Origin of the sequence: Okeania sp. SIO1H4 (assembly GCF_010672695.1) — a bacterium.
Taxonomy (GTDB): domain Bacteria; phylum Cyanobacteriota; class Cyanobacteriia; order Cyanobacteriales; family Microcoleaceae; genus Okeania; species Okeania hirsuta.
Genome location: NZ_JAAHGB010000001.1, coordinates 66,265 through 84,698 on the forward strand (window position 1 = coordinate 66,265; position 18,434 = coordinate 84,698).

An 18,434-nucleotide genomic window follows, 5' to 3' on the forward strand; every position below is an offset into this window, starting at 1 on the left:
GGAGTGAAAAATATCAAAGTGCTAAAAAAACAAAAATCATACCATAGCCTTTTTATCTACAGTATTTTAATCTTAATATCTGCCTGTAGCAACACATCAAATATTTCCGACAACCCTACACCCACTAACAATTCTAAATTAGAGACATTAAAGTTTGAAAAAAAGCCCATTAACGACAAAGGTGGATACTTCTATACTAACGGCGAATACGCTCTTGGACCATTCACTAAAACAATGATTAAAAAATGTCGAGAATGGGGAGGTGGTGGCAGTTGCAATAGTAACCAATGGTCAGAAAAATTATTTCTCCAAGCTTATGGAAACAGAAGATGTCCGGAGGGAGCTACCCTCAACAAAATTATCGGTTATTGCGTCGAAAATAACCAAGTCATGGGTCCTTTTCCTCAAGAATTAATCACTGCTTGTGTCAAAGCTAACGGTGGAAATAGCTGTCAGTTGAACCTTTGGAATGCACGTTTCCTCTACAAATTGATGCAAGATGAAGGTATAGTTAGCAAAATAGATAAACCGCCCCAATTTGTGATGTTAGCTTTTGATGGTTCCAGTTCCCTAGACGCTTGGAAAAGATCGCGCAACTTTGCCCAAGAAATGGAGAAAAAAGGCATTAACCTGCGGTTCACTTATTTTGTCAGTGCAGTATATTTTGTCAGCAAAGACAAACGAAAACTTTACGATGCTCCCGGTGGGAAAGGAAAAGGTCGGTCGGATATTGGTTGGGGTGATACAGCGGAAGATATTGCTCTCAGACTTGAACAGGTTAACCTCGCGTATCAAGAAGGTCACGAGATCGGGTCTCATGCAGTAGGTCATTTTGATGGTAGCAAATGGAGTGAGAAAGACTGGAGCGAAGAGTTTAAATATTTCGAGCAATTTTTCTTTGGAGCGCATAAAATTAATGAATTGCCAGGTTCTCTAGTATTTGATCGCACTGCCATCGAAGGTTTTCGCGCACCACTATTAGCTCGAAGTCCGGGTTTGTATAAAGTTTTAGCCAAAAATGGTTTCCGCTATGACACCAGCAAAGTAGCATTATCTAACTATTGGCCGCGAAAGGAAAATGGTATTTGGAACTTTCCGTTAGCTAGTCTGACTAATTCTCGTGGAAAAAATGTTCTGTCAATGGATTATAACTTTTATTATTTGCATTCTAAGGCAAAACCAAACCCTCGTAATGCGAAACGTTATGAGGAGGATACTCTGAAAACTTACATGAAATATTTCCAGAAAAACTATAATGGCAACCGTGCTCCTATAGATATTGGGCATCATTTTTCAGCTTGGAATAACGGTGCTTACTGGAACGCAATGTTTCGGTTTGCTGAGTCTGTCTGTGGTTTACCAGAAGTTCGATGTGTTACTTATAGTGAGTTAGCAGATTTTATGGACTTGTTGAGTGACGAGCAAATTACCGCTTATCAGCAGGGAAATTTTCCGAAAAGTTCAGAGGATGAGGTTGCTCAGGAATAGTTGAATAAACAAGGTAGAGGGAACCCTAGAGAAATCATTTTATATCTTTATTAATGGGGGTTTGTGATGACCAAATAGAGGACATCCCATAATTATTTCCATGATTTAGGGACCATATTCATCTTATCAAAATAATTGGGTCGCGCAACCCCGCCTTAACTGGCGATCGGGTTTTTGGAGGTTTGCTCAAATCCCCGTTACAAAAATAACTTCTGACTTCTGACTTCGTTAACATCCCCACACTTTCTTGATGCACTACTATATTATTAGTATTTACTTCTCTTTTCATAGTTTGGTTGATTTATGTAAAATTACTTACAAGTTTAACATTTTTATGAAACATTCGTAAAGTTACTTACGATCATTAAATAAAAATGTAATGATTAAGCAGGTAGGTTTAATTATCCATATAGTGATGAAGATTCAGAACAGTGAAAACCCGATTGGGATTGCTTTATGGCCACCTACTTATTTTTGTAGATTAGTTGTAAATACCATGATCAAAAAATTATCTTTTGCTACTATTGGTGCAATTTTAATCAGCTTAGGAATTAGCAAAACAGCTTCAGCAGCTCTTTTTTTTTCAGATACAGGACATTATTATGAATATGTATCTGTCCCAGAAAGGTTGACTTGGCAAGAAGCAAAAATTGCAGCAGAAAATAAATACTTTAATGGTTTTCAAGGTTATCTAGTAACCATCACTTCAGCAGCAGAAAGTGATTTTGTTAATTCTATTGCTACTAATGATTTAGATCAAGTTAGTGAAGGATGGATCGGTGCAAGTGATGCTAGCGAAGAGGGAGTATGGAAATGGGTTACAGGTCCAGAAGCAGGAATGCAGTTTTGGCAAGGTAGTGCTGCACCTCAAGGTTCAGTTGTTAATAATAGTTATGCAAATTGGTCTATATTAGAGCCTAATAATACTCCCAACACTGATGATGGTGAAGATTTTGCCCAAATTAGCTTCACTGGTTTTTGGAATGATTTAGCTAGCAATGATGATTGGCAGGTATCAGGTTATTATATTGAGTATGGAGGACTGGCAACTGTTCCAGTTTATGAACCAACGGGAGTACTGAGTTTATTTGTTTTTAGTGGTTTAGGTTTATATCGGTCATGGCAGTGTAAGTTAGAGAAAAAGAAATAAATATCATTTCCAGGACTTACGCACGCTTCACCTTGAAAACCCGATATGTATGGGCGAATGGCATTCGCCCTCACTTGATACTTAAATTTAACTCAAAATTGGTACAGCTAAAGATTCATACATTTCACTAGAAAAAGGTTGAAAATCATCATGTTTGACTATTAAATGACAAAGCAATCTCATTTGTAATGGCGCTGGTGGTAGATTTACCCGTTCTAATATTACTTTAACTGCATCAGGATACTTTTTCAGTAGGGGAAAAACATCATTTAATAAATATCGAGGGCAAAAACCTAAAAGGTAAAAATCTTTGGTGCGTAACATTAAAGCATCTCGGTCAAAATTGTTTTGCGCATCGTGCATTAAAAACAAAGTTTCTCCTACTTCTAATTTTTTGATTTTTTCAATAGTTTCAGATGCCATATATCGCAAACCGTGACTAAAGAAATATAGATGATAAACACCATTTTCATCTTGTTCTGGATAAGGAAAAATTTCATAATTATCTGTTACTTTTTTACCTCCGCTACGAGACAATAAAACCATAGGTTCGTCTTCTGTTTCTGAGAGATTTTGCCAGCTAATAAAATCTGGATAATCTGGTCTGGTTTTCTTCATAATTCTATGAGAAAATACAGGTAATAATTCCTGAGAGCGATAAACTTTATCAAATTCATTTAAAGACCAGATGCCAGAAAAACCACATTTATTTTTAGCTTCTTCTGCACCTCTAAGATAAACAAATTCATACCAATTATTTTTATAAGTTAAAGAACCTACAGGAAACCAACTACGAGTAACGGAGTCTTGCCAAGCTAAGAATAATTTTTGCATTGCAAATTTTCTCTTATTTGTAAAAGTCTATTTTGATTAATTTTCAGAATTTCTTGAGCAAATTCAATAGAAATTTCAGAAATATAATTTTTAGGTATTCGTTCAAATAACGATAAAGTATCTTTTGCTGATATATTCGCTAAATTTTCAAGCCAAATTAGAGCAGCTTTGGGATATATTTGTGCTGCATTTTTAAATACATCTAGTGTCAACATAGGTTTGTTATCTCCTATTTTATCATACATTGCCGATTTTGATTTTGCTAAATAATTTTTAACAGCTTTACTATTGATTATATTCTTCTTTTTGGAATCTAGTAATTCTCTACCTAGACTAGATGCGTGGTCAAATGTTGGTGCTAAATGTACTGAATTATTCATAATAAATCCCCAATTTTCGTGATGCCTATCGGTGTTACCTATCCAAGCATCTAATAATAAGTAACCAACAAAAGTTTCTATTGCTGTTTCAATACCTTGAGGAGGTTTCCAGTTTAAAGGTAATTTAATAGGCATAGGATTATTGGCGATCGCCTCAACTACAATATCAAGAGTATGTTCAGAAATTCTATAATTATTAGGACTAAATTCGGGATAACTTTTGTCTATTTTTACTAAAATTTGGTTGCCAAGAATAAGAGTTTTATTTTGTGGTACAAAGGAAGGAGAAATTGTACCTAAATTACCTTTCCAAATTGCTAGTTCATAATGGGCATGAGGTAAGTTTAGTAACTCACATAATTCTGATGCTATTTTTTCAGACCAAGCTTCCCCAGTATTAGGTCTAGCTTGTTTATATAAGTAGTTAATTTCATCCTCGCAATACCAATATTTTTCCTTAGTTCCTAATTGTTCATTTTCTGAGATTGAATCTTCTGAAACTTCAATGATTTTAAATAAATCGGACATGATTATTTAGTTATTTTTAATGTAATATAATTTATGCTGAGACGGTATAGATAAGGCTCAATAATATTGTACAATATTTTTTCAACTCTATAGATAGTAGCTTTGCATAAGTAGTATCTAACTAATTTTCAATGTCAATAAAAGCTTGTTTCTGTATTTTGATTATTTATTAATAGACATCTTAAAAAATAAAAAGTCAAATCAATTCTTATCGATAAATTATTAATTACTTCCCCCTATTTACCATTCTATACTACCTATTATCTCTTTTATGGAGATGTCTAATAGAAAACAAAATCATTTCTGTAAGTCATTATTGGTAATAAATGTTATACTATAAACTTAAACAATAACTCAAGTGATTTTGGGCAATATTTTAATACTCAAATTAAAAAATATTGCTTAGAACATTTTTGTAAACTGAGGTACACCCTGAAGCGAGTAAGATGCACGGTTCCCGAAAAATCGCACTGGGAACATTTAATTTTTAATATCGGGCACGCGGGCAAGATGCTCGCACTTCATAATACCTGGAATTTGCTCTAACAAATAACTTTTAACTAATAAAATGACCAAAAATTTCGATTTCCAAGAAGAATACGACATTATCGTAGTTGGCGCCGGACACTCCGGTTGCGAAGCTGCCCTTGCTTCCGCACGCCTCGGTTGCAATACCCTCCTACTTACTCTCAACCTTGATAAAATTGCCTGGCAACCATGCAACCCCGCTGTTGGCGGCCCTGCAAAATCTCAACTTACTCACGAAGTCGATGCTTTGGGTGGGGAAATAGGCAAAATGGCAGACCGCACTTACCTACAAAAACGCATTCTCAACTCTTCTCGCGGACCTGCTGTTTGGGCGTTACGCGCTCAAACCGATAAACGAGAATATTCTGCCGTTATGCGTAATATTGTGGAAAACCAAGAAAACCTCCGAGTTCGGGAAAGCATGGTGACAGATTTGGTTTTGGGAGACAACGACGAAATTATTGGAGTAGAAACTTACTTCGGTGTCGCCTTCAAATGTAAAGCTATCATCCTCACCACCGGAACTTTCCTCGGTGGAGTTATTTGGGTAGGCAATAAATCAATGCCCGCAGGCCGTGCCGGAGAATTTCCTGCTATCGGTTTGACTGAAACCCTGAATAAACTTGGTTTTGAAACCGGACGCCTGAAAACGGGTACTCCTGCTAGAGTTGATAAACGTTCCGTTGACTACACATATCTGGAACCGCAACCAGGGGATGAAAAAGTGCGTTGGTTTAGTTTCGACCCGGAAGTTTGGGTGGAACGGGAACAGATGTGTTGTTATCTCACCCGCACCACTCCAGAAACTCACAAATTAATTCGCGATAATTTGCATTTGTCTCCAGTTTATGGTGGGTGGGTGGATGCGAAGGGTCCGCGTTATTGTCCGAGTATTGAGGATAAAATTGTGCGGTTTGCTGATAAAAGTAGTCATCAAATATTTATTGAACCGGAAGGTCGCGATATTCCTGAACTTTATATTCAGGGGTTTTCTACTGGTTTGCCAGAGAAATTGCAACTACAAATGTTGCGGAGTTTGCCTGGTTTGGAAAATTGTGTAATGTTGCGACCTGCTTATGCGGTGGAATATGATTTTTTGCCTGCGACTCAATGTTATCCGACGTTGATGACTAAGAAAATTGAGGGGTTATTTTGTGCCGGTCAAATTAATGGTACAACTGGATATGAAGAGGCAGCAGCTCAAGGTTTGGTGGCGGGAATAAATGCGGTTCATTTTGTTAAGAATAAGGAGATGATTATCTTTCCCAGGGAACAAAGTTATATTGGTACTTTGATGGACGATCTATGTACCAAAGATTTGCGAGAACCCTATAGAATGTTGACAAGTCGTTCGGAATATCGTTTAATTTTACGGTCTGATAATGCTGACCAAAGACTAACTCCTTTGGGTCGAGAAATTGGTTTAATAGATGACCGTCGGTGGGAGTTATTTGAGAGGAAGCGAACTAATATTAATGGGGAAAAAGCTCGGTTAAAATCAACTCGAATTAAAGAATTAGAAGAAGTAGCTATTAATATTGTTGCCGATACTCAGACAAGAATTAAAGGTTCGATTACTTTGGCAGATTTGTTACGCCGACCTGGTTTCCATTATGTAGATTTAGAAAAGTATAATTTGGGGAATTTAGATTTAAAATTAGTGGAAAAAGAAGGAGCAGAAATTGATATTAAATATTCCGGTTATTTGCAAAGACAACAAAATCAAATCGACCAAATAAGTCGGCAAGAAAATCGGAAGTTACCTGCTAATTTAGATTATTTTGCTATTGATACATTGTCGATGGAAGCGCGGGAAAAATTGTCAAAAGTTCAGCCTTTAACTATTGGGCAAGCTTCTCGAATTGGGGGAGTAAATCCAGCAGATATTAATGCTTTGTTGGTTTATTTGGAAGTGCAATATCGACTTGTGGAAGTTAAAAGTTAAAAGTCAAAAGTCAAAAGTTAGAAGCTTTTGTAGGGTGCGTTTCACTGCGTGACATGAAAATGAAATGTAACGCACCGAATATTATGGAAGAGGCGGTGCGTTACGCTTTCCTGCGGAGTGCTGCGCAAACCCTAACACACCCTACTAGACTCTCCTGTAATCCTTGTTTCTTTTGGATAATTATAAAGATATTCTAATACATTATTCATTTTAGGACAGCATATATATAATTGGTCACTAGAATTTTACCTTTATTTTTATTTTGGAGGTATTTAATGAACCATTTACCTGCCATCGCAAAATCTGCTACTAATCTGGAGGAGTTCCAGCAAAAGTTAGCTAAATTGGATTTAGAACCAATTATTTTCAAAATCACTCATCCCAAGGAGGACAAGGGTTGGACTTTAGAAAAAGCGGATCGAGTTGCCGAACTTTATAAACAATTTCTGACCTTGATGTTTTTATGTCCTAATGCTGAAGTTTTACCAACGACTGAGATAGACGATTTTTGGCATTATCATATCCTGGATACTGCGCTCAGATCGTAATATTCATCCCACACAAAATCGCGTACTCTCTTTAGCTGAAGCTTCCAAATTACATACTATTTCAGATTTTAATTATCAATGGGGACCTTTGATTTGGAAAAACAAAAAAATTAAGCAAGCATCAGATAGTTTAATCAGAGAATAAATCGGCGAAAGTATTCCACCCAAATTTATGTATTTGCTCGGTCAACATTTAATTAATATTACTGAAAAAAATATTAATACAACTCCAAAAGAAAATCCTTTACAGCTTGAACTATTTTCTTTAAGTAATTTTAGTTGTTAATTCCTAACCTTTTAAATAACTGAATATAATCTTGTAAATCAGGCAATATCTGTTCCAGAGAATAAGGGTTAATTTATGGTAACTGAAGTTCTGATTTTGCTTGAGCAATTTTTCTAGCTTTGCCATAAAGATAATTAAGTCGTTCAGCTAAATAATTCCGTAGAGAACAATGCACCCTAGCTTCGTAAGGGGGGAATGTTTGTTGTGAGTTTGTATTCTAATTGAGTCCGAAAAGCAAAAATTTATCCACGCCAATGCCTAGAGTTATTAGCTCTTTCTTCCTCCCAATATTGATAAAGTAGTAAATGTTAAATAATTAAAGTCACCAAACTTTCAACAGCACTTTTTTCACTTCTACCGAATGCTTCTAACTCTTCAATTAAGTTCTCATAATCTAGGTTTTCTAATTGACGATTATTTAGTAGTTTGATTGTTTCTTCTAATCACAGGAAATAATCTTCTTCATACAGTAATTTTAGATCGGTAATTTTATTAACCATGTTTTGTATGTATTTGTGAAAAAGTTAGCGATCGCTCAACAAAAATTTCAATAATTTATCGAAATGACCGTTTAAATTTTGGGGTGAAAACAATTTCTCTCATTAATCTTCTGTTAAAGTTGCTTGTAACTCAGCGATAATATTTTCTATAGACTGAGATTGTAATTCTCCTCTATGAAAAGAGGCGATCGCTTCTTTTGCTTCTTGAGCTATTTCCTCTCGACTAGCTTCAATCATTTGATTTTTAACAATTTCTAATAACATTTCTCTTTGTTCAATGGAAAGTTCGTTAACAATTATAAGAGCCTCTTCCAGTGTTGCCATAATCTATACTATCCTAGTTTAATTACTATTATTTTCCCTAAATTATAACTTAGTTTGGTTATATTTTAGTAGGGGGGAGAATAATCATGAAAAATAACTTTCCAGAAAACCAAAAACAGACAACTTATACCGAAGTCCAGGAAACTAGACCCATTAATTTAATAGATAAAATTACCGACTTGGCAATCGAAAATCAAGAAGTTGGTTTGATAATTGGTAGTGCCATTGGTACTTCCATCATTATTTGCGCGATCGCCCACTCGGCAGCAAAAGTAATCCGCGCCGTTCGTGGATAAAGGTTTCCCCTGGGGTATTAACATGAGGCGACTTCCTAGTTGCCCAACTCCTATGTTTTTGCCTTTTTTTAATCTCAAAACTTCCTAATGCTTGATGCCCTCACAACCAGAAATTTACGCCAAATATGCAGATGGAACCCCAGTTTACAAAAGTCATCGACCGTCCAGAATTTCTGGACTCGATACCAAAGCAATAGGCCCTCATTCAGTGCTGCGGTGGGATACCATTAACAACAGAATTTATCAAAGACGGGAATATGACGCTAGCGGTAATCCCGTCCGCGACATCGACTTTACCAGTCCCACTTTTCCCCGCAGTGGCAGGATACGTCCTGAACATCCAGTACCGCCTCATCAACACCGTTTCTATATCAACGACCCCAAAATAGGTACTACTTCTGGCTTTGTCAGAGGTGCTGCCGAACCCTTAGAACAACCAGACTAGAACCCAAGGAGGAAATATGCGTGGAATCACCATCAGCGATCGCCAACCAAATAACAATACCTTAACAGTCAATCTCGCGGATATTCTGCAATTACTCGGCTCAAAACTTGCCAGTACAGAATGGGAAGTATTAGACATAGAATGTTTGGGAACCAATAAAAATCCCCTCCATGAATTAGCCGATACCAAAACCAGAGTCTCTGGAGACACCCTGTTACAAATAGCCAGCAACGTTACCCAAATCATCGACGGCACATTCTTATGCTACCCAGACAACGGACAGGAGCCAAATATAATCATTCGTGCGGTAGATAGCAGTGCTTACGATGTAGAAAGTAGCGATGAAACTATATTAACTAAATTACAACAACGCTTCCAACAAGTTGAAGATTTACCAGAAACAGAAACTCAGGGAGACCTAGCTCTCAATTTACAGTTTGACAGAAATGATGAGGTAAAAATTCTATGAATCATCCTAATTTTCAAACCATGAATGAATCAGAATTACGAGCTTATGTATTAGCTCATCGAGACGATACCGAGGCGTTTTATGCTTTAGCCGATCGCCTGACATCTAAACCAGGACGTAAGTTATCTAACGAAGATTTAGAGAGATCACCAGAAATTTTAGCAGAAATCAAAAAACAAAAACCATAAATCGTCCGAACGATAACCCTGTAGGGAGGTTCCATGGAACCTCCCTACAATGTGGTGTAATCGTATTGATAGAAGAAGAGATGTTGACATACTCCCGACGTTGCCCTTACCGGACCCATAGGGATTCTTCAGTCTGGGAAACCCTGACTGCTGTTTAGACAGAGGTGATGTCCTCCCCCTGTGTTGACATGGCATAATAACAAAATGCTCCTAGCTTGTCAAGGGCATATGAACGTTTAGCTTATGAAGGTGTCCGAATCCGAGCCCAGGCTTTCCCATCCCTCCGCTCCCCTGCGGGAGAGCGCGGGACTTCCCGCCAGGAAAGTTAAATAACTACTCTGGTAGCCAATCTTCATCCAATATTTGTTCCAGAGAATAAGGGTTAATTTCTGGTAATTGAAGTCTCGATTTAGCTTGAGCAATTTTTCTAGCTTTGCCATAAAGATAGTCAAGTCGTTCAGCTAAATGATTTCGTAAATTTATTGTGAGTTTGTATTCTAATTGAGTCCGAAAAGTTAAAATTTCTCCATGCCAATGCCTGGAGTTATTAGCTCTTTCTTCTGACCAATATTGATAAAATAGTAAATGTTGAATAATTAAAGTAACGAAACTTTCAACAGTACTTTTTTCACTTCTACCCAATGCTTCTAATTCCTCAATTAAGTTTTCATAATCTAGGTTTTCTAATTGACGATTATTCAGTAGTTTGATCGTTTCTTCTAACCACAGGAAATAATCTTCTTCATACAGTAATTTTAGAGCGGTAATTTGATTAATCATATTTTGTGTCTATTTGTGAAAAATTTAGCGATCGCGCAACAAAAATTTCGATAATTTTTCAGTATATGTCGATAAATTTACAATTTTAACTACCAAATTCTTGTCATATCTAATATAAATCCAGGCAAAACATCTTCACCAGATAATACTTCAGGAGAGTCTAATATTTCCACATCTTTACCAACGCGATAAATTTCTACTTGCCGATTTTTAGGATTAATTAACCAACCTAACTGCATTCCATTTTCCAGATATTCTTTCATTTTTTCTCTAGTTTTAGATAAGCTGTCGGAAGGTGACATTAATTCGATTAAAAAATCAGGGCAAAGAGGTAAAAATTTAGTTCTTTGTTCGGGAGTTAAATTATTCCATTTTTCTATAGGTATCCAGGAAGCATCGGGAGAACGGTTAGAGCCATTTGGGAGTTTAAAACCTGTGGATGAGTCGAAAACTATACCTAGCTTTCTTTGATCATTCCAAATCCAAATTTTAGAAGTTAATGCAGCGTTATAACTTCCAGTTTCTCCTCCCGTCGGCGAGATAATAATTAAATCTCCTTTAGCATTTTTTTCAAATCTTAAATCCGGGTTTTTTTGACATAGTTGAAAAAATTGTTCTTCTGTCATCTCAATTACTGAGTTAAGCTCGATAGTCAAATTTGTCATTTTGGTTATTTATTCCTCAGAGTTAACTACCAAATTATTGTCATATCTAATATAAATCCTGGTAAAATATCCTCTCCAGATAATGTTTGAAGAGAGTCTAATATTTCTACATCTTAACCAAGAAGTTAAGAATATTTATTATAGCCGATTATCCAATTGTTGGAGTTAAAAGTTAAAGATTTTTGTAGTGTGCGTTACATTTCATTAACGCACCACCAACTAACAATATTAATTTAAGGATAGAATTAAATATAGTTTATTTTTTAAATTGGATGATGAATATTATCTTAAGTCCCGAACAAGAAAAATTTATTCAATCCCAAATTACTAAGGGAAGGTATACCAATATTCAACAGGCGATTGATGTGGCGTTAAAACTATTAGAAAAACAAGAACAAGATTATCAACAATGGCTTGATGAAACTCGCGCTCAAGTTAAAGTAGGTTTAGAACAATTAGAAAAGGGTGAAAAAGTTGATGGATAAATTGTTATTGCACAATTAAAGCAAAAATTTCAGCGGTTGCGAGAGGAAAATTTAAGTGAATAAATATAGTTTATCTCAAGCAGCTATTCGCGATCTAGATGAGATTTCTGATTATTTTAGTAACTTTAGTTTAGAAGCAGGCGAACGTTTTATTAAACGCTTTGATGATAAGTGTAAAAACTTAATTAACTTTCCTAAGATGGGGCGAAGTTATGCTCAGATTACGCCTTATTTTAGTGGTATGCCCTTAGATGGTTATATTATTTTTTATCAAGTAACTGAGGTAGAAATAGAAATCGTGAGAATAGTTAGTGGATATCGTAATTTAGAGTCTTTATTTGGAAGTACAGATATTGACAATTAAATGTTGCCAGTGCAGGCATCTTGCCCGCGTGGGTTTACCTTTTAGTTGATTATATGAAATGGGAAAAAATTATGTATGTAACTGATGCTCATATTGATAAAGAAGGAGATGTTAAATAATTACTCTGGTAGCCAATCTTCATCCAATATATGTTCAAGAGAATAAGGGTTAATTTCTGGTAATTGAAGTTCTGATTTAATTTGAGCGCTTTTTCTAGCTTTACTATAAAGATAGTCAAGTCGTTCAGCTAAATGATTCCTTAGAGAGGAATCCCCCCTAACCCCCCTTGGTAAGGGGGGAATGTTTGTTGTGATTTTTAATTCTAATTGAGTCCGAAAAGCAAAAATTTATCCACGCCAATGCCTAGAGTTATTAGCTCTTTCTTCCTCCCAATATTGATAAAGTAGTAAATGTTGAATAATTAAAATAACGAAACTTTGAGCAGCACTTTTTTCACTTCTACCCAAGGCTTCTAATTCCTCAATTAAGTTTTCATAATCTAGGTTTTCTAATTGACGATTATTTAGTAGTTTGATTGTTTTTTCTAACCACAATAAATCATCTACTTCATACAGTAATTTTAGATCGGTAATTTGATTAACCATGTTTTATATCTATTCACAAATTTACGAAATGACCGTTTAAATTTGGGGGTGAAAACAATTTTTCTTATTAATCTTCTGTTAAAGTTGCTTGTAACTCAGTGATAATATTTTCTATAGACTGAGATTGTAATTCTCCTCTATGAAAAGAGGCGATCGCTTCTTTTGCTTCTTGAGCTATTTCCTCTCGACTAGCTTCAATCATTTGATTTTTAACAATTTCTAATAACATTTCTCTTTGTTCGATGGAAAGTTGGTTGACTATTATAAGAGCCTCTTCTAGTGTTTCCATAACCTATACTATCCAGACAACGGACAAGAGCCAAATATAATCGTTCGTGCCGTAGATAGCAGCGCTTACGATGTAGAAAGTAGCGATGAAACTATATTAACAAAATTACGACAACGCTTCCAACAAGTCGAAGACCTACCAGAAACAGAAACTCAGACAGACCTAGCTCTCAATTTACAGTTTACCGAACTTTGGATTGACCGCACTGCTTTTCCCCCTCAAGTGTTAATTTTAATCGCCAATACTTCAGGTCAAAGCTATATTTATAATCCCGCTGAAAATTATCAACTATCTTTTTCTAGTGATACCTACGAAGACAGTCAAACCTGGCTCTTAACCAAGCAATATCAGAGAGTTGAAGGTCGCTTGCCTGTAGCAACTTAAAAGTAATATCATGTCTGGTTCAATAGACCTCTATTTTTTATCTATTATTTTCTCAATATCTATCTTAGTTTTTTTACAAAAAAAAATCAATAATATCTCTCTATAAATATTCACTAGATGAGCATAATTTACAGAATAATTAAGATTTTAATCCTGTTTTTTAAAGAAGTAAAAAAAATATGTTCGCTAATCCTATAATTTTCAGGATAGGTAATGATTAATTGTTAATTATTGAACGCTGACAAAGATTGCTGTACCAAATTTCTAAACAACCAACACTGCTACAAATAAATCTGAAATTTGGCCAAAAAGTCAAATAATTATTGACAAAAACTCAAAATAATGATAGTAGAGTTATGTAGTAGACTAATTTAGATTCTATATTCCTTCTTGCCAGCTCCAGTATTCCCTGTTCCCTTTTCCAAAATTTAAGATATATAGCTTAAATGCTGAATAACTTATAAACTATAGTTAAAATGTCTATAATTAATCTCATTATGAGACACAGTTACTAGATAATATTGGTAAACTAAAATATCCGAATCAAAATTAAACAAACTCTTAAATCAAAAATTATTGAGGATAGGGAGTAAAAAAAGAATATGACCACGAACTACCAAAAAACTGAAGAAAATTCAGAAAAAACAAGATTTAAAGAGCCTATTTCGGTAGATAATCTTGCTGAGAATTTGATGGACGATATGTTCCGTGATATTGACCGAGTATTGGATGGTGGTAGTCGCTTACCGACTCAAGTAGCTAGACCAGAAGTTGTCTCTTTAACGCAAATTAAGGTTCCTCAAATTGTTCTGCCTCAAAATAATACTCAACCTCAAGAAATTGACAAAGAAGAAAAGGCAAAATTAGCTAAATTAGAAGCAGAAAAAAAACAAAGCAAATCGTTAGATAAACTACTTTTAGGGGCAGCTTTTGCCTCTATATTAGTCACCCTTTCTTTGTGGTTAGTAACTAGGGGAGGACTCGATAAAATTTTGGGTTATTTAGGTTATGTAGAAAAGCTAAATGAATCATCAGAAACATTAAGTCCTAGAGCAGTAGCAGATCAAGAATTTGCTGAATATATAGAGCGATCGCTCCAAATGATTGAACAAAAAGAAGCAACTCGCAAACAACAACAACAAATTCCTGGTATACCACCCGCCCCACCAAGCAACAATTTACCAACAATACCAGTACCTGCAAACCAACCAACAAACACTAGCTTACTATTACCGCTCAACCGACTGGTTGATCTCATGGAGGCACAAGTAGCAAAAGCACCTATAACTATTCCAGAAACTAAAGTGGTGGTAATTCCTCCAGTGCCAAGTGTTGTACCTTCAGCAGTAGCAGTAGCACCAAAGTCTACCGAATCTTCCCCAAAGCTATCAGCAGCATCTGCATCTAATGCTTCTGCCTCCGCAGATGCTGCTGAAAACGTTACAGAAAGGTCGGAAGCAACAAAAACGGCAAAAGCAGAAACGGCAAAAGTAGAGGAGAAAGCTAAACCAGAAACGGCAAAAGCAGAAACGGCAAAAGTAGAAGAGAAAGCTAAACCAACACAAGAAGTAGCAACAAAACCGGAAGCAACAAGCCAACCGGAAGCATCATCCCAGTCCCAACCTGAAACTAAACCAGAAGCAGAAACTCAATCTGAAACAGAAGCAAAATCAGAAGAGTCACAAGCGCCAACACAACCATTACAATTACCTCCACCGCCAGCAGAAATACCTGCGACGAAAGCAGTGGCAGAAAGTCAAGTTCAGATTCCTATTAATACCTTAGTGGGTATTTTGGAGTTAGGGGAACGTTCGGCTGCTTTATTTGAAATTGAGGGTGTAGCGCGTCGGATATATGTAGGCGAGAATATTGGTGGTAGTGGTTGGACTCTTGTTAATGTGGCAAACCAAGAAGCTGTAATTCGCCGTAATGGTGAAGTTCGTTCTGTTTTTGTAGGGCAACAGTTTTAGTGATAGCTGTTAGTATCGCAATAGCCATAGTGGTTATGGCTTATGCTAGACAATGTTTTTCCCACTGTTCCCTGCTATAATTTCAAGTTCTATAAGTTAAAAAGCGTTTCGTTTCGGTCCGGAATGCTCAGTAAACAGCTTATCGGCGTTTAGCAATAAGCTTTTGAGAAGGGGATACGCTACCCCTCTTAGAAATTAAACGACAAGCTAGAAGTCGGGGATTTAAACTCAAGCTGTTAGCGTGCTGAAAGCTGAAAGCTGAAATGCTGATAGCTAATTAAAAGTTAAATTTTCCACTGCCTAATACTCTTAATTTTATGTAATCTTAACTATGGGTTTATTTGACGATTTCAGCGAATTTCTAGAAAATCGGCTTGAAGAGTTTCTGCGGAATAATCCTCATTTAGAACTTCAGGCACTCGAAGAGCAACTACGCAAACAAGAAGAAGACACTTTGCGTCTAATAGCGCAACTACAGCGCCAAGAAAAAAAATCAGAGCAAGATATTCTTTCAACTGCGCAAGAAGTGAAGCGTTGGCATAACCGAGTGGAAAAAGCGCGAACAGCTAATCGACCCGATCTAGCTCAGGCTGCTCAAGAAAGGGAAGCATTTTTTTTACGCCAAGGTAATCAACATTGGGGACAGATGCAAGGATGTAAGCAGCGCATCCAACAAGCGAAAGAACTCTATCGTCAAATTAAACAACGTCGGGAGGAAGTACGAGCAAAAGCTGTTCAAGCTGAAGCTAACCGTTATACTGCTAAGAATGAAAGACGCTGGGAAACCGATGGCTGGAATCAAACCAATTTCTATAATTTTGCTAATTCATTAGACCCATTGGAAGAACAGTTTAAAAGTCTAGAAACAGATGAAGAATTAGAAAAAATGAAGCGGAATATGGGAAAGTAGTATTCATTAATTAATAATTAATAATTAATAATTAATAATTAGGGCTTGCTGATTAAATTTCAAACCATTGATTGATATTGGTATTGGCCTTTTTTGGTCGAAAAAAGTGCAAGCTTTTTGGTGTAAAAAGCTCATGCATGCTAGTATTTTGGGACGATTATGACAGAACAATCTTGGGATAACTTTTCTTCCTACCTCCTCTATAATTCCCCGTTCCACCTGAGTTCTGACTCCTGTCTCCTGTATTCCCCTCCTGGGAGGGGGAGGGGCGAGGGGTGGGTTGTCTCCTACCCCTACTAAAAGACTTTTGAGCGCAAGCCAATTAATTATTACCTCATTGTTTGGGGTTAGAATCCCCATGCAATTTTCCCTCCTGACTCCTGAGTTCTGACTCCTGACTCCTTCTTCAATAATTTTTCTCTAGAAAGAACTAAAACCGAAATGTTGAACACCAAACTTACTGGAAGTTTGACAAGAAATATCTAGGTCATTAACAACTTTTTGATAAATTTCTTCCGCTTGTTCAGGAGAATTACCAATACTGGTTAAACCTAATTTGCCAAATTGTGATAAACAACCCATCATGTGAAATACAGTTCCGGTCTCAGTACAGCTATCAAAATGTAATTGATTAAAGGCAATAATATCCATCAAATCATTAGGTAATAAACCCCGATAAGGACTTTTTTGTAAATTATCAGTAGCTTTGTAAAATTTTGCCCGTCCCTGCTGACTATAAAATAAAGCAGTAGTACGATCGTAATATCCATTTGTTAATAATTTTAATGTCATAAATGGATGAGTTGTACCACCACGACGCAAGTTAATTTCAATTGCAGATAAATCCCATTTTGGGGTAGCATTTTCACCTTGATATACAGCAATAAAATCCACACCAAATCTATCTAAAGCACCTTTTTCCGCTAAATTTTTTCCCACTTTCATACCTAATTCTTGTAACTGTAATCGGTAAGCTTCATCAGCAGGAAAACGACAACCAAGAAAAATTTGCCCATCAGGTCCACCTAAAATTTGGTCATGGGTAGAAATAATTTCAACTTTTCCTTTGGGATTAATCAGACCTTGTACGCTTGGCGAACGTTTCACATCTCCTTCTATAAAAGCTTCTGCGATCGCTCCTAACTCAAAAATACGCTGACTAAAATTTTCCCAAGTTTCATCACCAGACTGAAAGCGCAGTGTGCTAAAACTATCGCGTATTGCTGTCACCCTATCACTATTCACTTCTCTGTGCAATGGTTGTAAGTTTAACAATGCATTGCCTTCCCCTGAAAATCCCTCATTCAACTTAATCACAATTCGTTGTAGGTGAGGTTGACGCTCCCATAACTGCGCTGTTACTAATGCCAAATCATCAACATTCCAAACTAACTCACTCCCATCAGGATGAGGTATATTACACTCAGTAAATATCTGCCTGCTGCCACTTTTAGTCCCCCAAAAATTCAAATCTGGGTCTGATGCTAATAGAGGAATACCTAACTGTAGGGATAGCTCTCGCTCAAGTGAAGTGGAGTTATAACAAACCATGTAGGACTTATCCCGGCGCAATGCTAAACGAATACGCTCAATGAGGCGTGGACGTTCTAAAATTTTTTCTGTTAGAGGTCTTGCAGAAGTATCATAGGTGGCAAATAGGAGTAGTCGCTCGCGAGCATGGGAAAATGGGATTCCTGGTAATAGTTGTAAGTAATAGTCAATGATGCTCGGGTGCAGAGGTTCGGAAGTAATGTAAATTAGTCTAGTTCTGGGGTTACGTAGACGAATCAAAGAAAATAGATATCGTTCTTCATAATTATGACTGCCCTCTATCTTTTGCAATTCCCGTTGGTCTAGTGTCACAGAAGGAATAATCAAAATATCGGAGTCACCATGGTCACATAAATCTATACTTTCCCAGCGATCGCGTAAAGAATTTTGTAGTTCTCGAAATCTTGAGGCTTGTTTTGCTTCATAAATATGTAGTTTTGTCATCACATTTATATATTATTCTTATAGTTTTACAAGAGATTCGGTGGTATATGATCTACAAATATTAACGATAAAATGCGG

23 protein-coding genes and 1 pseudogene are annotated in these 18,434 nt (G+C 36.4%); 13 read left to right on the plus strand and 11 right to left on the minus strand.

The annotated features are described in order from the left end of the window. Positions 1-18: 18 nt before the first annotated feature. Positions 19-1,488: a hypothetical protein gene (locus tag F6K06_RS00320; protein ID WP_287239370.1), complete on the plus strand. Its 1,470-nt coding sequence runs from the start codon at positions 19-21 to the stop codon at positions 1,486-1,488. A gap of 118 nt (positions 1,489-1,606) precedes the next feature. On the opposite strand, the gene F6K06_RS00325 is transcribed toward F6K06_RS00320, so the two are convergent. Next, positions 1,607-1,777, minus strand: a complete 171-nt coding sequence (locus F6K06_RS00325; protein ID WP_161564576.1) for a hypothetical protein — start codon at positions 1,775-1,777, stop codon at positions 1,607-1,609. 90 nt (positions 1,778-1,867) lie between these two features. On the opposite strand from F6K06_RS00325, the gene F6K06_RS00330 reads away from it, so the two are divergent. After that, complete coding sequence (locus tag F6K06_RS00330) at positions 1,868-2,638, plus strand: lectin-like protein (protein ID WP_124145476.1); 771 nt, start codon at positions 1,868-1,870, stop codon at positions 2,636-2,638. An 87-nt stretch (positions 2,639-2,725) separates the two neighbouring features. On the opposite strand, the gene F6K06_RS00335 is transcribed toward F6K06_RS00330, so the two are convergent. Both F6K06_RS00335 and F6K06_RS00340 read right to left on the minus strand, forming a co-directional pair. After that, complete coding sequence (locus F6K06_RS00335) at positions 2,726-3,472, minus strand: HIRAN domain-containing protein (protein WP_287239375.1); 747 nt, start codon at positions 3,470-3,472, stop codon at positions 2,726-2,728. Beyond that, positions 3,454-4,380 (minus strand): hypothetical protein, encoded by a 927-nt coding sequence (locus tag F6K06_RS00340; protein WP_287239377.1) that lies wholly within the window; start codon positions 4,378-4,380, stop codon positions 3,454-3,456. Before F6K06_RS00340 ends, F6K06_RS00335 begins: the two co-directional genes overlap by 19 nt. Before the next feature lie 568 nt (positions 4,381-4,948). Between F6K06_RS00340 and mnmG the strand changes: the two genes are divergently transcribed. Together mnmG and F6K06_RS00350 are read left to right on the plus strand one after the other, a co-directional pair. After that, entirely contained in the window at positions 4,949-6,853 is a 1,905-nt protein-coding gene (gene mnmG, locus F6K06_RS00345) for a tRNA uridine-5-carboxymethylaminomethyl(34) synthesis enzyme MnmG (protein ID WP_287239379.1), read from the plus strand. 275 nt (positions 6,854-7,128) lie between these two features. Further along, a complete protein-coding gene (locus F6K06_RS00350) occupies positions 7,129-7,401 on the plus strand; it encodes a hypothetical protein (RefSeq protein WP_124145480.1) in 273 nt (90 codons plus the stop codon). Between the two features lie 594 nt (positions 7,402-7,995). On the opposite strand, the gene F6K06_RS33665 is transcribed toward F6K06_RS00350, so the two are convergent. Then, a complete protein-coding gene (locus F6K06_RS33665; protein ID WP_205127400.1) occupies positions 7,996-8,118 on the minus strand; it encodes a DUF29 family protein in 123 nt (40 codons plus the stop codon). Between the two features lie 171 nt (positions 8,119-8,289). Continuing rightward, positions 8,290-8,511 (minus strand): hypothetical protein, encoded by a 222-nt coding sequence (locus F6K06_RS00355; protein ID WP_124145481.1) that lies wholly within the window; start codon positions 8,509-8,511, stop codon positions 8,290-8,292. Positions 8,512-8,597: 86 nt separating this feature from the next. Between F6K06_RS00355 and F6K06_RS00360 the strand changes: the two genes are divergently transcribed. The 4 genes from F6K06_RS00360 (at position 8,598) to F6K06_RS00375 (ending at position 9,909) form a co-directional block, all read left to right on the plus strand. Beyond that, the gene (locus tag F6K06_RS00360; protein WP_124145483.1) at positions 8,598-8,807 is read left to right on the plus strand and encodes a hypothetical protein; all 210 of its coding nucleotides are present in this window, start codon (positions 8,598-8,600) and stop codon (positions 8,805-8,807) included. Between the two features lie 94 nt (positions 8,808-8,901). After that, positions 8,902-9,252: a hypothetical protein gene (locus tag F6K06_RS00365; RefSeq protein ID WP_124145484.1), complete on the plus strand. Its 351-nt coding sequence runs from the start codon at positions 8,902-8,904 to the stop codon at positions 9,250-9,252. Positions 9,253-9,268: 16 nt separating this feature from the next. Then, entirely contained in the window at positions 9,269-9,721 is a 453-nt protein-coding gene (locus F6K06_RS00370) for a hypothetical protein (protein WP_124145485.1), read from the plus strand. Continuing rightward, a complete protein-coding gene (locus tag F6K06_RS00375; protein WP_124145486.1) occupies positions 9,718-9,909 on the plus strand; it encodes a DUF6887 family protein in 192 nt (63 codons plus the stop codon). Before F6K06_RS00370 ends, F6K06_RS00375 begins: the two co-directional genes overlap by 4 nt. A 333-nt stretch (positions 9,910-10,242) precedes the next feature. Here the strand turns inward: F6K06_RS00375 and F6K06_RS00380 are convergent, their stop codons facing one another. Continuing rightward, complete coding sequence (locus F6K06_RS00380) at positions 10,243-10,689, minus strand: DUF29 domain-containing protein (RefSeq protein WP_124145487.1); 447 nt, start codon at positions 10,687-10,689, stop codon at positions 10,243-10,245. An 89-nt stretch (positions 10,690-10,778) separates the two neighbouring features. Beyond that, on the minus strand, positions 10,779-11,354 hold the full coding sequence (locus tag F6K06_RS00385; RefSeq protein ID WP_124145488.1) for a Uma2 family endonuclease: 576 nt from the start codon (positions 11,352-11,354) through the stop codon (positions 10,779-10,781). Between the two features lie 272 nt (positions 11,355-11,626). On the opposite strand from F6K06_RS00385, the gene F6K06_RS00390 reads away from it, so the two are divergent. Continuing rightward, positions 11,627-11,839: a type II toxin-antitoxin system ParD family antitoxin gene (locus F6K06_RS00390; protein WP_240038993.1), complete on the plus strand. Its 213-nt coding sequence runs from the start codon at positions 11,627-11,629 to the stop codon at positions 11,837-11,839. Positions 11,840-11,894: 55 nt separating this feature from the next. After that, complete coding sequence (locus tag F6K06_RS00395; RefSeq protein WP_124145489.1) at positions 11,895-12,203, plus strand: type II toxin-antitoxin system RelE/ParE family toxin; 309 nt, start codon at positions 11,895-11,897, stop codon at positions 12,201-12,203. A gap of 119 nt (positions 12,204-12,322) precedes the next feature. Here F6K06_RS00395 and F6K06_RS00400 read toward each other — a convergent pair. Next, positions 12,323-12,808, minus strand: a pseudogene (locus tag F6K06_RS00400) (DUF29 domain-containing protein). A gap of 67 nt (positions 12,809-12,875) precedes the next feature. Then, a complete protein-coding gene (locus tag F6K06_RS00405; protein WP_124145490.1) occupies positions 12,876-13,097 on the minus strand; it encodes a hypothetical protein in 222 nt (73 codons plus the stop codon). Positions 13,098-13,319: 222 nt separating this feature from the next. On the opposite strand from F6K06_RS00405, the gene F6K06_RS00410 reads away from it, so the two are divergent. The 3 genes from F6K06_RS00410 to F6K06_RS00420 all read left to right on the plus strand — a co-directional run bounded on the left by F6K06_RS00410 (position 13,320) and on the right by F6K06_RS00420 (position 16,361). Further along, positions 13,320-13,481: a hypothetical protein gene (locus F6K06_RS00410; RefSeq protein WP_240038994.1), complete on the plus strand. Its 162-nt coding sequence runs from the start codon at positions 13,320-13,322 to the stop codon at positions 13,479-13,481. 602 nt (positions 13,482-14,083) lie between these two features. Then, a complete protein-coding gene (locus tag F6K06_RS00415; RefSeq protein WP_124154836.1) occupies positions 14,084-15,451 on the plus strand; it encodes a hypothetical protein in 1,368 nt (455 codons plus the stop codon). A 331-nt stretch (positions 15,452-15,782) separates the two neighbouring features. Next, positions 15,783-16,361: a TIGR04376 family protein gene (locus tag F6K06_RS00420; RefSeq protein WP_124154835.1), complete on the plus strand. Its 579-nt coding sequence runs from the start codon at positions 15,783-15,785 to the stop codon at positions 16,359-16,361. 24 nt (positions 16,362-16,385) lie between these two features. Here the strand turns inward: F6K06_RS00420 and F6K06_RS00425 are convergent, their stop codons facing one another. Further along, positions 16,386-16,721, minus strand: a complete 336-nt coding sequence (locus tag F6K06_RS00425) for a hypothetical protein (RefSeq protein ID WP_124145494.1) — start codon at positions 16,719-16,721, stop codon at positions 16,386-16,388. Between the two features lie 60 nt (positions 16,722-16,781). After that, complete coding sequence (locus F6K06_RS00430; protein ID WP_124145500.1) at positions 16,782-18,356, minus strand: peptide ligase PGM1-related protein; 1,575 nt, start codon at positions 18,354-18,356, stop codon at positions 16,782-16,784. Between the last annotated feature and the right edge of the window lie 78 nt (positions 18,357-18,434).

What these genes read in the sequence shown, in the direction of transcription:
- F6K06_RS00325 (WP_161564576.1), bottom strand. Translation starts at nt 1,777, where the DNA reads ATGAAAAGAGAAGTAAATACTAATAATATAGTAGTGCATCAAGAAAGT.
- F6K06_RS00330 (WP_124145476.1), top strand. Translation starts at nt 1,868, where the DNA reads ATGATTAAGCAGGTAGGTTTAATTATCCATATAGTGATGAAGATTCAG.
- F6K06_RS00335 (WP_287239375.1), bottom strand. Translation starts at nt 3,472, where the DNA reads ATGCAAAAATTATTCTTAGCTTGGCAAGACTCCGTTACTCGTAGTTGG.
- F6K06_RS00340 (WP_287239377.1), bottom strand. Translation starts at nt 4,380, where the DNA reads ATGTCCGATTTATTTAAAATCATTGAAGTTTCAGAAGATTCAATCTCA.
- mnmG (WP_287239379.1), top strand. Translation starts at nt 4,949, where the DNA reads ATGACCAAAAATTTCGATTTCCAAGAAGAATACGACATTATCGTAGTT.
- F6K06_RS00350 (WP_124145480.1), top strand. Translation starts at nt 7,129, where the DNA reads ATGAACCATTTACCTGCCATCGCAAAATCTGCTACTAATCTGGAGGAG.
- F6K06_RS00355 (WP_124145481.1), bottom strand. Translation starts at nt 8,511, where the DNA reads ATGGCAACACTGGAAGAGGCTCTTATAATTGTTAACGAACTTTCCATT.
- F6K06_RS00360 (WP_124145483.1), top strand. Translation starts at nt 8,598, where the DNA reads ATGAAAAATAACTTTCCAGAAAACCAAAAACAGACAACTTATACCGAA.
- F6K06_RS00365 (WP_124145484.1), top strand. Translation starts at nt 8,902, where the DNA reads ATGCCCTCACAACCAGAAATTTACGCCAAATATGCAGATGGAACCCCA.
- F6K06_RS00370 (WP_124145485.1), top strand. Translation starts at nt 9,269, where the DNA reads ATGCGTGGAATCACCATCAGCGATCGCCAACCAAATAACAATACCTTA.
- F6K06_RS00375 (WP_124145486.1), top strand. Translation starts at nt 9,718, where the DNA reads ATGAATCATCCTAATTTTCAAACCATGAATGAATCAGAATTACGAGCT.
- F6K06_RS00380 (WP_124145487.1), bottom strand. Translation starts at nt 10,689, where the DNA reads ATGATTAATCAAATTACCGCTCTAAAATTACTGTATGAAGAAGATTAT.
- F6K06_RS00385 (WP_124145488.1), bottom strand. Translation starts at nt 11,354, where the DNA reads ATGACAAATTTGACTATCGAGCTTAACTCAGTAATTGAGATGACAGAA.
- F6K06_RS00390 (WP_240038993.1), top strand. Translation starts at nt 11,627, where the DNA reads ATGATGAATATTATCTTAAGTCCCGAACAAGAAAAATTTATTCAATCC.
- F6K06_RS00405 (WP_124145490.1), bottom strand. Translation starts at nt 13,097, where the DNA reads ATGGAAACACTAGAAGAGGCTCTTATAATAGTCAACCAACTTTCCATC.
- F6K06_RS00415 (WP_124154836.1), top strand. Translation starts at nt 14,084, where the DNA reads ATGACCACGAACTACCAAAAAACTGAAGAAAATTCAGAAAAAACAAGA.
- F6K06_RS00420 (WP_124154835.1), top strand. Translation starts at nt 15,783, where the DNA reads ATGGGTTTATTTGACGATTTCAGCGAATTTCTAGAAAATCGGCTTGAA.
- F6K06_RS00425 (WP_124145494.1), bottom strand. Translation starts at nt 16,721, where the DNA reads ATGGGGATTCTAACCCCAAACAATGAGGTAATAATTAATTGGCTTGCG.
- F6K06_RS00430 (WP_124145500.1), bottom strand. Translation starts at nt 18,356, where the DNA reads ATGACAAAACTACATATTTATGAAGCAAAACAAGCCTCAAGATTTCGA.